Origin of the sequence: Teredinibacter franksiae, from assembly GCF_014218805.1 — a bacterium.
Lineage (GTDB): Bacteria > Pseudomonadota > Gammaproteobacteria > Pseudomonadales > Cellvibrionaceae > Teredinibacter > Teredinibacter franksiae.
In genome coordinates, this window is sequence record NZ_JACJUV010000005.1 from 1 (window position 1) to 14467 (window position 14467).

The window sequence follows — 14467 nt, forward strand, 5'->3', positions numbered from 1 at the left end:
CGCAGCATGCAGTAGATACTACTCACCATGAAAAAAGTATCGAACCATTGGGACGCTGGCGTAGAAACCTAATCTAATGTCGTGAACAAGACATTTATTTACTGAAACTATAACCCGTTTAACATTTGCTCGGTTATAATTTCCTAAGATACGCTGGCTTGGATATCCAGATGCGGGATGGCACTCAAAAGCTGTTGTGTATATGTGTGTCGAGGGCTGTTAAATAGTGACTCTGTTTTTCCTTCTTCTACTATCTGACCAGCATTCATGACGATTATGCGGTCGCAAAGGTAGCGCACAACACTTAAATCGTGCGAAATAAACAGCATAGTTAAGCCGCGCTTACGCGTCAGCGCCAAAATCAATTCTAATATCTGTGCTTGTATGGTCACATCCAGCGCAGACACCGGCTCATCGGCCACGATAAATTTAGGTTCTGGCGCCAACGCGCGGGCAATCGCAATACGCTGGCGTTGCCCGCCAGAAAATTCGTGTGGGTATTTACGCATATGCTGCCGCTCCAAGCCGACATCATCAAGTAATTCGTTTATTTTTTGCAGTAAATTTTGCTTGGTCGCGATTTTATGCTGCATAAGGGGTTCGGCTAAGGTATCAAAAACAGTGTACCGGGGATTTAGTGATGCAAAAGGATCTTGAAATATTATTTGAAAATCTTTTCTTGCTAGGCGTAACTTGTTTTCGGTTAGGGTATTTAGCGGTATTCCAGCGAGCTTTATGGATTTAACATCACTTTCAATTAAACGAATAATGCTTCGTCCAAGCGTTGATTTCCCCGAGCCAGATTCGCCCACGAGGCCTAGAATTTCACCTTTTTTAATTTCAAGGCTTACATCGTCACAGGCCTTAAGCGCATGTGATTTTCGACTATAAAATGGCCCAGAAAGGGTTTGATACACCTTTGTCAGGTTTTCTACCGTTACTAAAGGCGGTTCGTTGGTAAGCGTTTTCGCTTCCGTTGGTTTTGCGCAGTCCGGTACTGCAGCAATGAGCTTTTGTGTGTAGGGGTGCTTGGGGTTTTGGAAAATTGAATGTGTTTCGCCTTGCTCAACCACTTCCCCGTTTTTCATCACCAAAATATTATCAGCAAGTTTTGAAATAACAACCAAATCGTGGCTAATAAAAATAACGGTAAGGTTGTGGGATTTTTGCAGTTTTTTAATCAGCTCTAGTATTTGAGCCTGAATAGTAACATCTAGTGCGGTAGTGGGCTCGTCGGCAATTAAGAGCTTGGGTTCTGTTATAAGCGCCATGGCGATCATCACCCGTTGGCGCATACCTCCAGAAAACTCATGGGGGTAGGCGTTTAAGCGCTGCTCTGCGTTTGTGATACCAACTTCCTCTAGCGATTGTAATGCGCGTACTCGTCCAGCACTCTTAGACCCTTTACCGTGTACCCGATAGGCTTCTATTAACTGATCGCCTATTGTCATATAGGGGTTTAGCGAAGTCATTGGGTCTTGGAATATTAAGCTTATTTTGTGACCGCGAATACGCAATAAGTCCCGCTCACTAAGCTGCAGTAGGTCTTGGCCTTCAAACATGGCAGATCCACTTTCTATCTTCCCGGGTGGCATGGGCACTAACCCAAGAATACTGTAGCAACATACCGATTTACCAGAACCGGATTCACCCACAATACCCAAAATTTTACCGGGCTCTACACTAAAGCTGACATTATTAACAGCCGTACCAACGCCTTCGCGGGTGTAAAATTTGGTGGTTAAATTGGATACAGACAATAAACTCATACAAAAACCATAAAGGGTTGCAACACGCAGAAAAAATTTAGCTCGACGATCTAGGGTCGAAGGCATCCCGCAGTCCATCACCCAAAAAGTTAAGTGCGAAAAGCGTAAGAGATAGAAATAAACTTGGGTAAATCAACAGCCAGGGATACTCTTCAATAGTTTCGACACCCGATGAGATCAATGACCCCCAGGAACTCTGGGGTGGCTGTATACCTAAACCCAAAAAGCTAAGAAAAGATTCCAATAAAATCACACTAGGTATTGTGAGTGTCGTATAAACAATCACCGGCCCAAGGATATTGGGAATAAGGTGCCGAGTCATGATTTGCCAACGGCTTAGCCCCATAGACACAGCCGCTTCTATAAATTCCTGATGTTTCAGAGCCATCACTTGGCCGCGAACAATACGGGCCATGGTTAACCATTCAACCGCGCCAATCGCTAAAAACAACAGAAAAATGCTGCGACCGAACACCACAGTTAGCAAAATAATGAATATGGTAAAGGGTAGGGCATACAGTACATCGACCAAACGCATCATGGCGTTATCGGTTTTACCGCCAATAAAGCCGGCCGTAGTACCCCAGAGAACACCAATTAACAGCGCTACCGCGGTTGCGATAAAGCCAACCATGAGTGATATACGGCTGCCATAAAGAATACGCGTTAGCTGGTCGCGACCGAATATGTCGGTGCCCATCCAGTGGGCAATAGAAGGTGGCGTTGCTCCTAAGTCTAAATCTTGTGTTTCGTATGAGTAGGGAGCAATCCAAGGTGTTACTAAAGCTAGGGTGATAATAATACTCAGAAAAATAAGGCCCGACATGGCCAGTTTGTTTTTCTTTAAGCGCGCGTAGGCATCCTGGGAAAGCGAGCGTCCCGCTTCGTAACCTTCGAGCTTGTCTTTTAAATAGGGCTTACTTAACAACATTGCAATTATTTACTCAGAGATTGACGCAACTTTGGGTTCATCCAGGCCTGTAAAATATCGGCTAAAAAATTGAACAGAATAATTAGTGAAGCAAAGAAGATAGTTGTACCTAAAATCATGGTGTAATCGCGATTAAATGCGGCCTGCAAATAGAATCGCCCTAAGCCGGGTATTTGATAAATGGTTTCGACAACAAAAGAACCCGAAAGAAGCCCAGCCGCAGCAGGCCCAGCAAACGCTACTACGGGTGTTAGTGCTCCTCGTAAAGCATGAAATACGACCACCTTAAATTTTGAAACACCCTTAGCCCTGGCGGTACGAATATAATCCTGCGACATAACTTCTAACATACCACCCCGAGTTAAACGGGCGATATAGGCCGCGTAAGCGGCCCCGAGTGTAATAGCGGGTAGCACTTTGTCGCCTGATGAAACACCCCAGCCCGAAACAGGAAACCACTCTAAGCCAATACCAAAACTTAGGATAAGTAGTGGTCCCAAAACAAAGGAGGGTAAACAAATACCGATCATAGCGATAGACATGGGTACATAATCTTGCAATGTATTGGGCTTTAGCCCCGCAATTACCCCCGACAGTATGCCTAGGCAAGCAGCAAACAATAGTGCGTACAAACCCAGTTCAATAGTGGTAGGCAAGCCCGTTGCAATAAGCTCTGTAACTGTACGTGTGGGGTACTTGTAGGATGGGCCAAAGTCGCCCTGTAATAAATTCAGCACATAGTCTTTAAATTGAACGGTAATGGGATCGTCGAGGTGGTAGCGTTTATTGAGGTTTTCGAGTACCTGCGGGGGTACCGCTCGCTCCTCATCGAAAGGCCCACCTGGCGCAAGGCGCACCAGGGTAAAGGTAATGAGGATAACGAAAAAAAGAACAGGTATCGCCGTTAGTAAGCGTATTGCAATATATTTCAGCACGGAATTACTTCACTTCACTTTCTAAAAAAACATATTTATATGGATGACGCTGTAAGACGTTGCCATACCAGCCCCTTACGTTCGGTTGAATTAGATTTATGTCCGTTGAAAAGTACAGGGGGATCACCGGCATTTCGTCTGCCAAAATTTTATTGGCTTGCTCAAACAAAGCAAATCTAGCAGAAGGTTGAGTTTCTTCTTGCGCTTGTAAAATGAGCCGGTCGTAATCGGCACTCTTCCAGCCACTATCGTTGTTGCCCCCATAAGACAGCATGAGTTCATAGAAGTTGCTTGGGTCGAGATAGTCGGCTATCCAAGCCTTACGCGAAACATCGTGATACAGGTTGCTCTGCGTATCGAGGTACACTTTCCATTCCTGATTCAATAACTGAGCATTAACATTAAGGTTTTGCTTCCACATCTGTTGTACCGCAAGCGCTACTTTGCGGTGGTTGTCGTTTGTATTAAACAAGATCTCAAATGAAGGGAAACCTTCTCCGTTTGGAAAACCCGCTTCCGTCAGTAATTTTTTAGCCAAAGCAGGGTCATATTCAATGTAAGTGTTAGGTTTGTGGCCATTGGGGTCGGGCGGAACAAAATGGAAGGCGGGCACTTCACCGCCTTTGGTAACGCGCTTCACCAGCGCATCGCGGTCCACGGCATAGGCAAGCGCTTTACGAACACGCACATCATCAAATGGTTTGCGGGTTGTATTGAGCACATAAAAATAGTTGGAGTAACCCGGATCTTTGTGGAGTACGTCTGGGTTTTCTTTTTCGAAAAACGCAATTTTTTCGATGGCCATTTGTGGCGAAAAAGTCATATGGATTTGCCCGCTTTTAAAAGCCCGAACTTCTGCTTGTTTATCTTCAATCGGCAAAAAGTGGATGCCGTTGAGTTTCACATTCTCAGCATCCCAATAGTGCTTTTCTTTTACGACTTCAATAACCTTGTTGATTTCCCAGCGTTTAAGTGCAAAAGGTCCATTACTGACCATATTCCCCGGCAGCGTCCATTTCGATACGGGGTTATCTATAACGCCATGAGCTTCAATTGTTTCTGGATGAACGGGGTAGTAGGTATGGTGCGCAAGCACCTCAAGAAAATAAGGGGTAGGGTTGGTCAACTTAACTTCTAAGGTGTGGCTGTCTAGTGCTTTAATGCCCACTGCTGAGAAATCCTCTGTCTCGCCCGACGCAAAGGCCTCGGCATTAACGAGATAAAACATCATGTAGGCATATTGGTTTCCCAAAGCAGGCGACAAGGCGCGTTTCCATGCGTACACAAAATCGCTGGCGGTAATGGTTTCGCCGTTCGACCACTTTGCGTTTGATCGAATGTTAAAAGTATAGGTGAGCCGGTCTTCTGAAATAGCCCAGCTTTCAGCCGTAGCCGGCATGGGCTCTAAGGTTTTAGGATGGAGGCTAGTTAAGCCTTCAAATAATGCCGAAATGACGTGAAAATCTGGATTGCCGGTGGTTATGCTTACATCGAGACTTTGAGGTTCAGACGCATTTGCAACATATAAAATTTTGTTTTGGTTTCCGTACTCAACATTTGTGAGTTCATTTTTCCCACAGGACATCACAAGTAGCGACGTTAAGCACCATAAAAAACCTGTTTTGACTTTACGCATAAGCTATTTTTCCCGTGCCGAGTAATCGATATAGATGGATTTATAATTGGGTACTTCTATGCTATTGAATTCCATACCCTTCACCTCAGGTGCGATCAGATAGCTGTAGGCATAATAGTAAATAGGGAACACCGGCACTTCACGGGTAAATATTATTTCCGCCTTTTCGAGCAGCGCCAAACGGGTTTCCACATTCAATTCTGTTCTGGCGCTTGCCAATAAACGGTCATATTCGGCATTACTCCAACCGGCTGTATTCATAACATGGGCGGAAGTAAAGCTATTTAGCATATCCATTGGGTCGGCGAAGGTACTGGAAGATCCGTCACGAGATATATCAAAAACATGCTGCCTGCGATTGGAAAGAAATACCTTCCACTCCTGATTGTCTAACTGTACATCTATATTAAGGTGTTTTTTCCACATTTGCTGAAGCGCCACAGACACCTTCCTATGGCCTGCGTCGGTGTTAAATGTAAGGGTTACAGGCGGAAACCCATCGCCGTTAGGGTAGCCGGCATCAGCCAGATATTGTTGCGCAAGCTTGGGGGCGAAACGAATGGGGGAGTCGGGGCTGTATAAGCGGTCTTTTGGCGAGAGCGTTAATGCCGGCGTTTGGCCTGCTTTGGCTATACGCTGAATAATTGAATCCCGATCTACCGCGTATGTGAATGCGCGGCGCACGTTGACGTTATCGAAAGGTGCTCGCAGGGTGTTGAAATTATAATAATAGGTTGCGTAACCTTGCACAATCACTAGCTTTTCTGGCGATTCTTTCTGGTAGGTTTGTATTTTTTCCTGGGGAATTTTTCCACCGTAAAGCAACTGAACTTTTCCGGAGCGGAACATACGCTCTTCGGTAGCCATGTTTTCTATGGGGTAAAACACAATCTTTTCTAGCTTGACGTTTTGCGCATCCCAGTAGTGTGGGTTTTTTTCCACTACGATCATTTTATTCAGCTGCCAATCAACTAAGCGAAAGGGGCCGTTACCCACCAAGTTTTTACCCTGTGTCCAGGCGCTTACAGGGTTGTCGAGTTCGGTGAATGCTAATAGGTTTGCTTTTTGTATTGGAGACGTTGACGCATGGGTGAGCCTTTTTAAAAAAAGTGGGTCGGGAGCTTTGAGTTTAAACTCCACTGTTTGCCGATCTAATGCTTTTACGCCCACTCGCGTAAAGTCGCGATGTTCACCTAAATGGTAGGCTTTAGCTCCCGCAATAGCGTAATAATCCTGCGCGAATGGGTGGCCAATATTGGCTGCAAAAATACGCTGCCAGGTAACCACTATGTCGTCAGCCGTTATTGGGCTGCCATCACTCCATTTCAGCTCATCTCTCAGTATGAACCTGTAAGTTAAGCCTCCATCGCCCATGTGCCAGGTATGAGCGAGCCCGGGCGCTGGTTGATTGCTCTGGGCATCCATAGTGAGAAGGGTTTCGAACAGCGCGGCAACCACCTTCATTGCCGGTACACCGACGATCAAATGTGGGTCTAGCGCCTGTGGTGCGGCGCCAATACTGACATGGAGCGTTTGTTCGGGGTTATGCTTGCTGGTATTGGACGGGCTGCAACTAGAAAAAAGAAGGGTAAGACCTGTAATTATCAGTAAAAGCTGGGTGGACTCTACGATCTTGCCGATGGCCATAGTTGGGGTCTCAAAGCATTAGTATGCAAAACAACCGTTTAAGGATGCTTTTTACGCAATTGGCAGACAAACGTACCTTCGTGGCATGGATACGCATCAAGCATGCCTGTTAGCTAGGCTTGGTCTGTAATTCAGTAGATTCTAAACGACTTTAATGTAGGCATCACTATGCCTTAACGCCTTTAGTGAGGCTAATTGATTACTGTGTCCACAATTGTGCTTAACATCGGTGTGGCGTTGGCACAAACCCTAGGCTTAAAGTGCGCCTATCCAGATTCAAACGCGCTCCATATGCGTACAAAAAGCGCTCAATAGAGGATGGGGTAGGTAACCCGAGTTTCCGTTGTGGTATTGCATCTGGCCTATTGAGCCGTAATAAGACGACGGTAATTTAACGGGCGGTCCAAAAAATTTTCTATCCTCAACTCAATGGGCTCAGCATTTATAGGCCTTAGTAGGTTTTCGAGGTAGAGCTGGAAAAACGCCGTACTGTTAAGTTGATGGGCATCGGCATAAACAAGTAAATCAGCCGCAACGGCTTGTGCCCAAAGGAAGCGGTAATAGCTTGAAGTCATATCCACTAACAATGTAAAGCTACAATATATACACGTATCATTTACGGGGGCGAAAGGTGAGTAACGCAATTGGCTGGATTCAAACATTTTGTCGAATTCAACCGTATCGGCCGGCTGTGAATAAATAGCCAGTGCGAAATGAGCATAATAGAGCTGCTGGCTAATGAATAATGCCTGACCCTTATGTTTTCGCTCTAGGATGTTTTGAAGCAAGTCTTTTGGTGGAGGTTGGCCATTATGGGTAAGAATGGTTTGAATGTTCGATTCCTTCCATAGAAACCTTTGTAGCATGTAGGGAAACACATCGGCTAAGTCCGTTTGAGCGGGTAAGCCTGAAAACACTATTTTGTCTTCGGCAATGTTAAATAATACGCTTAGGAGTTTGCCATACTGGAAGAATAAAGCGTTTAGCTGATCAACTGAAATCACCGTAGTCGACGGCTCTTCCGCTGAAAAACTGGCGGAAAGTACGGCAATGGCTGGTTGCCGGTTTTTCACACCCTTTTGCAAAGTAAGCGCACGCGTTTGATTTATTTTCCCGGCTCTGGCGTACAAATCAAAATAGATTTCACCAAGAGGGTTTCCCTCGCTAGCAACGCTGTAGGTTAAGACATGGCTATCCCAGACCGGTGCGTCTGTTTTTTCAATGGTTACATTGAATAACGATTCGGTTAGAGATAGGAGGTTATCCAGTAGAGATTGCAGCTTAAAAAACGCTGCTTTTTGATCAGCCGTAATGGCGGGGATGCTTTTTTTAAGGCTGGATATTAACCCATATTTTCGCCAATCTTCCACCACCGTAGCGTTGGGCGACGATATTTGCAGGGCTTTTAGGTACTCGTTGTATTCGTTTTTAGCCGTTGCTTCAATGCTGCTATGTACCTGCTCTAGAAACTCTAAGCTTTGATTTACATCCCTTAAGGTCAGTTTTGTCTGGGTGTGTTGCGCAGCCGATCCAAACTGCAGCAGCATAGCCGCATCTTCTCGATTGCGAATAATTTTATTGAGGATTTTGTTATTTTTCGGTGAACCTCGACTGAAATGATTTTTGTAGAGATCTTTCTTCATGCCGTCGTGTTTTATCGTCGACATAATTGCGCCGTAATGAGCGCTACCCGTTGGTACAACCAGGCGTCCCTCTTTATCTCGCTTTAATTGTTCAATGAGTTCATGAGCTACGCCGTCTAACAGTGCTTCTGACGCAACGGTAATGCTTTGATCATCCCGCAGTACGTTCCTCTTAAAATCGGAACTTAGCTCCGCTAGCTTGCTATCAAGATGCTGCAGCTCTTCGAGTGCATCATCGGATAAGTGAGCTCCAGCCAATTGAGCCGCGTCAATCTTAACTTTCAGAAAGTGCTCGTCCTGGGGGGTTTTAAAGGTGTTTTTTAATGCTAAAAGGCGACCATAGAGAGCCCGAGACGACTCAATTTGCGCTCGAATACGAACGTGTTTCCCTGCGCATTCGAACGCAGCCGCTCGGTACTCAGGCGTAGGATGTAAGTTACGGTAGACACTGGAGCTACCGGCAAGCCTGTCTAGCACAATATCAAGCTGATTGAATTTGTATACGAATAACTCAACTGTAAGTGCAGCCCCTGGGTCCTCCAACTCGTTTAGAAGCTTCCGGGCCTCGTGCAGCCATTGCCGGCAATCGGCTTGATATTGCCGGGCAGGCTCGTTTGGGTACCATAACCACTGCTCTTTCTGTACCTGTTTTTGCCCACTAAATACACAGCCAACGTTAAGCAGCAGCACATACACCAACACCATGTACTTGCTGAACGCGCTAAGTTTTGACAAAGATTCACAGCTACAACAGATCATAAGCGTAACAGAAAGGGAGACAATCAAAAGGGCTAAAAAGCGTGCCGTAACAGTATAGCGCTGTATCGGGATTGGTACGTCATAGCATCAGCCTTGAGCTACACTCATTTATATCTCCTTTATCTCCTTTATCTATATAGGGCACGCAATGGTAGCAAGGGGCCTTAAGGCTTGGACAGAAAAGCTCAGAAAACAGGATATGCCTGTTTTAGGCGATGTTATTGCTGAACTAAACGAGATTACCGGCGACGATGACGCCAATGTCAACCAATTAGCCGAGGTTATACTTCGCGACCCTCAGTTAACATCGCACGTTTTACGCGTCGCCAATAGTGTGCAGTATAACTATTCAAAGGCCCAAATAAATACCGTTAGCCGCGCAATCGTTTTGATTGGCCTAAAGGGTGTAAGAGCCATCTGTATATCCCTATTGGTTATGGACTCTCTATTGGGAGACCAACCCAAAGACCAACTCTTAAAGCTAATCGCTAGAGGCTTTCATGCCGCAACGCAAGCAAGAAACCTTATCCAAAAAACAGACGAAAAAGCAGCTGAGGAAGTATTTGTTGCAGCGCTTTTGTTTCACCTAGGTGAAATGGCCTTTTGGTCCACGGACGATGGAGACAAAAGCAACCCAGGCTTGGTGAGCGATGACCCGCGGACGCGCAAGGAAGCCATGGAGGATGAGCTGGGTACTACATTTAAAGCCATCACCCGAGAACTGGCAAAGCAGTGGAAACTGGGAGACACGCTGCAGGAATCGCTAAGTTCACGGGGGCCTAAAACCGATAAGGCCCGCGCCGTTGTTATTGGGGAACGGCTTAGCCGTGCCGCTCACTATGGCTGGAGTAGCCCACAAATTAAAAAGGTGCTTCGTGAGGTTATGGAGTACACCTCTTTTGATGCCGAAGGTGCGCTAACCATCGTGCGGGAAAGTGCCGATCAGGCAGCGGAAGTTGCACTCAATTATGGTGTTTCCGAAGCTTGCCCGCTGATCCCTTCTTCTCGAAAACTGGCAGCGGGCGAAACGATTAAACCTGTAAGCAAGATGCTTAAGGGCGATCCCAGTATTCAGCTGAGCATACTGCGAGAGCTATCGTCAGCCACCCAAGAAAGACTTGATGTGAACACCATTTTTCAAATGGTATTAGAGGGCATGCACAGAGGGGTTGGCCTTGAGCGTGTTTGCGTTGCACTCATCGAAAAGCATAAGCTTAAAGCGAAATACATGCTTGGCGAGGGCACAGAGCATTGGCGTAACAGTTTTTTGTTTGATATTGGCCCTTATACCGAAAACCTGTTTACCTATGTAATAGAGCGGGGCGGTGCACATTTTTTTAGCCACGAAATAATTTCTTCGAGCGCCCAGTTACTTAACCCGGAGGTCACTCGGATTATCGGTAAAATGCCTTCGTTTTTATCGGTGTTACAAATTGGCGAACGAAAGGTAGGGCTGTTCTACGCAGACCGCTGGACCTTTGGGGGCAAGCTTGACGAAGAACAATTTGAAAGTTTTAAACATTTCTCTAGTCAGGCGCAAATGAGCCTGACAATTCAAGCCAAATAACCTTGCTTAGGCACCAAATTATAGCGCACTAATTTACGCGAGTTACGTCCACAAAGAGCGTTAGCGATTGACCCGGCTGCAGGTATTTTGACGAATTTATACCGTTCCAACGCAGTATATCGTTTACTTTCAACTGAAATTTATCGGCAATTCGATGAAGTGAGTCGCCCTGACGCACCCTATAGGACACTTTACGGATAACAGAGCTTCGTTGTGTGTTTGCACTTGCGAGGTCTTTACTGTTCGTCCAGATGGCCAGTTTCTGTCCACCGTATATTGGGTCGGCTGGCGCCATGTTATTCCAGCGCGCGATTTTTTTTGTGGATACATTATAGCGCTGACCTATGGCCCACAGGCTTTCACCTTTTTGTACTCTATGATCAACCCGTGTACCTTTTTCCGTTTGTGCGCTAGCACTTTTGCGGTTATGCAGGCGCTGCTCTAGGCTCTGACTATAGTGACGAACATCGGCGGCAGCCACTGGTACCATTAGGGTATTTCCTGCTCGAATAAACGAATTGTTCATATTATTTATCGATTTAAGCGAACGAATACTAATTTTATATTTAGCGGCAATAGTGGATAGTGAATCGCCATTGCGAATAGTGTAGCGCTCCCAGGTCACGCGGTTTTCGCGTGGGATTGCATTCAAATTTTCAATGAAGGACTGTTCGCGATCGATAGGCACCAATAATTTATGTGGGCCCTGAGGGTCAGTTGCCCAGCGATTAAAGGCAGGGTTAAGGTGATAGAGTACATCCATATCAACATTGGCAAGCTCGGCCGCTTGCGCAAGATCGATTTGGGCTTCGGTATCCACCTGGGCGAAGTAAGGCTGGTTCGGGATTGAATGTAAGTCTAAACCGTATTTCTCCGGCTCACCAATGAGCAGTGAAAGAGCGATCAGCTTTGGCACGTAGGCCTCGGTTTCCTTCGGTAGCTTTAAATTCCAGAAGTCTGTGGGCTTACCCTTGCGCTTATTTCTACGCATAGATTTAGATACATTGCCCGAACCGCTGTTATATGAAGCAAGTGCGTGCATCCAGTCCCCACCAAAACGGGCATTTAGGTTCTCTAGGTAACGCAGTGCCGCATCCGTAGAGGCGGTAATGTCTCGGCGCCCGTCGTACCACCAGTTCTGTTTTAGGCCCATCATTTTCCCGGTGCCTGGGATAAATTGCCACATACCCGAAGCGCGACCATGGGAGTAGGCGAAGGGATCGAAGGCGCTTTCAACAATAGGTAGCAGGGCCAACTCCATTGGCAAATCACGTTTTTCGATTTCTTCTACAATATGAAACAAGTAGCGCTCGCCACGGCGTGCAACTCGGTTCATGTATTCTGGGTGCTTCGCATACCAATTAAGTTGTTGTTGAACGCGCTTATTCATGGGTTTGTCTAGCTGGTATCCGCTGCGAATACGCGTCCACAAATCCATCAATATCGGTTCCGGAAGGGCAGCGAACTCCTCTTCAGACAGGCTTTCGTCTTCCGGCGCCTGGAGTAAAAATGCGTGGCTCTGAGTGCTTGTGACGGCGTTCGGCGTACCTTCTGTGGCCGACGTCTTTAGATTGTAACAACCGGAAGTAAGCGAAAAAACAAATAAGAGTATGGCGAATTTTGTGAGGTTTACCGTGAATTGCTGGTAATTGGGTAGTGCCTTGATTGTGTTGAGCATTAAAAGGTAAATCTCAGTTATGTTAAAACGTATCAGTTAAAGCGTGGCGCGGTAGTTTACCGGTGCCATCTGTGATTGCATAGCCTGCGGGATGGATTGCTGCATTCTGTTTGCTGGCACAGGTTAGTACGTATCCTTGTATTGCCGAAGCCGGGTAAATACCTCCAGTTCATTACTCAAATGCGTCGAAAAATGCTTTTCCACCGACGCTATAACCTCTTTGTCACCACAGCGCAAAAATGGGTTAATTTTTAACTCTAGCTCAAGAGTGGTTGGCAGGCTTGGTTCGTCTCGAGCACGCCGTTGTTCAACGAAAGCTGTGTACTCAGGTACGTCTCGGTTACTGGGCATAACAGCTGCAGCGAAAGCCAGGTTCGCCAGAGTGTATTCGTGCGTACAATAGATACGTGTGGATACCGGTAGTTCCGCAATAGTATCAAGCGATGTTTTGAATTGCGCAGCCGTTCCGCCAAGTAGTCGCCCGCAACCCGCCGAGAATAAGGTGTCGCCGCAAAACAGGCTGACCTCATCGGCTTGCTGGAGAATGTAAGCGAAATGGATTTCGGTGTGACCGGGAATAGACATAACGCGCAGTGAAATCCCGTGTATAGGTGATACTAATTCACCGGCCTGCAGGGCATGGCTAACCTGAGGGATAGCGGGTGTGTCAGGCCCATAGACGGGGCACTGGTAGTATTCAGTCAGGCCATTAATACCATCGGTATGGTCCCAGTGCCGATGGGTAATGACTATGGCCCCAATGCGCTGCTGGTGCGCCTCCAAGTGGGCTATTACCGGTTGAACTTCACCAGGGTCTAGCACAACCACTTTATTGGAGTTTTGCTGTTCGAGCACCCAAACATAATTGTCACGGAGTATGGGGACTGCCTTAATTTCTACCATCTACACATTCGCTGTATCGCTGTTGCCTTAACGCCCAAAACACGAGGGTATTTACCCGTATAGTAATTCCTTGTGTTCGGCGGTTGCCTGGTTCAGTATAATTCTTGAATATTCATGCACCGCCTTACTTTAGCCTTTAGATTAGCCATCATGACTCCTCATAAGCGTGTTATTGCTCCGCTACATCAAACCATTGCCAATATCGCCGAGTGGTATGATACGCCACTTGGCAAGTGTGTACTTGCCGCTGAACAACAAGTGCTCAACGACGAACTGAGCTGCCTGTTTGGTTATCACCTGATGCAACTCAGTGTTCTTCCTCATCACCGGCTTTCTGAATCAAGCCGCATCAATCACTGCTTCACGCTAGCCCCCTCCGTAGTAGACGCTACCCGTGCCCGCGAGCAGCTGTGCGATGTACAGGGCCTCTCCGAGTTGGATGCCTTACCGCTAGCCGATGAATCTATCGATGTCACCATATTGCACCATGTCCTGGAGTTCTCCAGCAATCCGCATCAGGTGTTAAAAGAGGCGGCTAGAGTAACCGTTGCGCGAGGGCACATTGTTCTATTTGCCTTCAACCCTATTAGCGCTATGGGGTTGATGCAGTTGTGCTGCCAGTTTTTTAGCAAGCAAGCGATATGGCAGCGACGTCCGCTGCGCATTTCACGTATGCGCGATTGGTTAGAGTTTTTAGACTTCTCCTGCTTGGGCGTTCGCCACGTTTCGCATAACCTTCCTATCAACAATGCGCGTTACCTTGGTCACAGTCAGTTTGCCGAACGTAGGATCAGTAATCGGTTGCCGCTTAGCAATGTATATTGCATAGTCGCGCGCAAAGACAAAGTCGGGCTTACCCCGATAAAACCCGCATGGGAAAATAGCCGGTTCTTGGGGGCTCAACCTCTACCGAAGCGATCGATGAGTTCACGCTCGCCAGAATCGGCTCTTATACTGCCCCTGCGTCGTAGAAACAGAATTAAATAAGGTATATAACTT

At 46.6% G+C, this 14467-nt stretch carries 10 protein-coding genes; 2 read left to right on the plus strand and 8 right to left on the minus strand.

Features of this window, described 5'->3' with window-relative positions; translation table 11 throughout:
- Positions 1-143: 143 nt before the first annotated feature.
- From H5336_RS19475 to H5336_RS19500, 6 genes are all read right to left on the minus strand, one after another.
- Positions 144-1769 carry an ABC transporter ATP-binding protein gene (locus H5336_RS19475; protein ID WP_185236189.1) on the minus strand — a complete coding sequence of 542 codons (1626 nt, stop codon included), beginning with the start codon at positions 1767-1769 and terminating at the stop codon, positions 144-146.
- A gap of 37 nt (positions 1770-1806) precedes the next feature.
- Complete coding sequence (locus H5336_RS19480) at positions 1807-2700, minus strand: ABC transporter permease (protein ID WP_185236143.1); 894 nt, start codon at positions 2698-2700, stop codon at positions 1807-1809.
- A gap of 5 nt (positions 2701-2705) precedes the next feature.
- Positions 2706-3635 carry an ABC transporter permease gene (locus tag H5336_RS19485; RefSeq protein ID WP_185236144.1) on the minus strand — a complete coding sequence of 310 codons (930 nt, stop codon included), beginning with the start codon at positions 3633-3635 and terminating at the stop codon, positions 2706-2708.
- Between the two features lie 4 nt (positions 3636-3639).
- Positions 3640-5271, minus strand: coding sequence for a peptide ABC transporter substrate-binding protein (locus H5336_RS19490; protein ID WP_246439422.1), 1632 nt, complete (start codon positions 5269-5271; stop codon positions 3640-3642).
- A gap of 3 nt (positions 5272-5274) precedes the next feature.
- Complete coding sequence (locus tag H5336_RS19495; protein WP_185236145.1) at positions 5275-6918, minus strand: peptide ABC transporter substrate-binding protein; 1644 nt, start codon at positions 6916-6918, stop codon at positions 5275-5277.
- 362 nt (positions 6919-7280) lie between these two features.
- Complete coding sequence (locus tag H5336_RS19500; protein WP_185236146.1) at positions 7281-9296, minus strand: M3 family metallopeptidase; 2016 nt, start codon at positions 9294-9296, stop codon at positions 7281-7283.
- A gap of 223 nt (positions 9297-9519) precedes the next feature.
- Here H5336_RS19500 and H5336_RS19505 point away from each other — a divergent pair, with 223 nt between their 5' ends.
- Positions 9520-10887 carry an HDOD domain-containing protein gene (locus H5336_RS19505; protein ID WP_185236147.1) on the plus strand — a complete coding sequence of 456 codons (1368 nt, stop codon included), beginning with the start codon at positions 9520-9522 and terminating at the stop codon, positions 10885-10887.
- Positions 10888-10915: 28 nt separating this feature from the next.
- On the opposite strand, the gene H5336_RS19510 is transcribed toward H5336_RS19505, so the two are convergent.
- Entirely contained in the window at positions 10916-12565 is a 1650-nt protein-coding gene (locus H5336_RS19510) for a lytic transglycosylase (protein WP_185236148.1), read from the minus strand.
- Positions 12566-12688: 123 nt separating this feature from the next.
- Positions 12689-13468, minus strand: coding sequence for a hydroxyacylglutathione hydrolase (gloB, locus tag H5336_RS19515; protein ID WP_185236149.1), 780 nt, complete (start codon positions 13466-13468; stop codon positions 12689-12691).
- Positions 13469-13618: 150 nt separating this feature from the next.
- Between gloB and H5336_RS19520 the strand changes: the two genes are divergently transcribed.
- The gene (locus tag H5336_RS19520; protein WP_185236150.1) at positions 13619-14455 is read left to right on the plus strand and encodes a class I SAM-dependent methyltransferase; all 837 of its coding nucleotides are present in this window, start codon (positions 13619-13621) and stop codon (positions 14453-14455) included.
- Positions 14456-14467 lie beyond the last annotated feature (12 nt).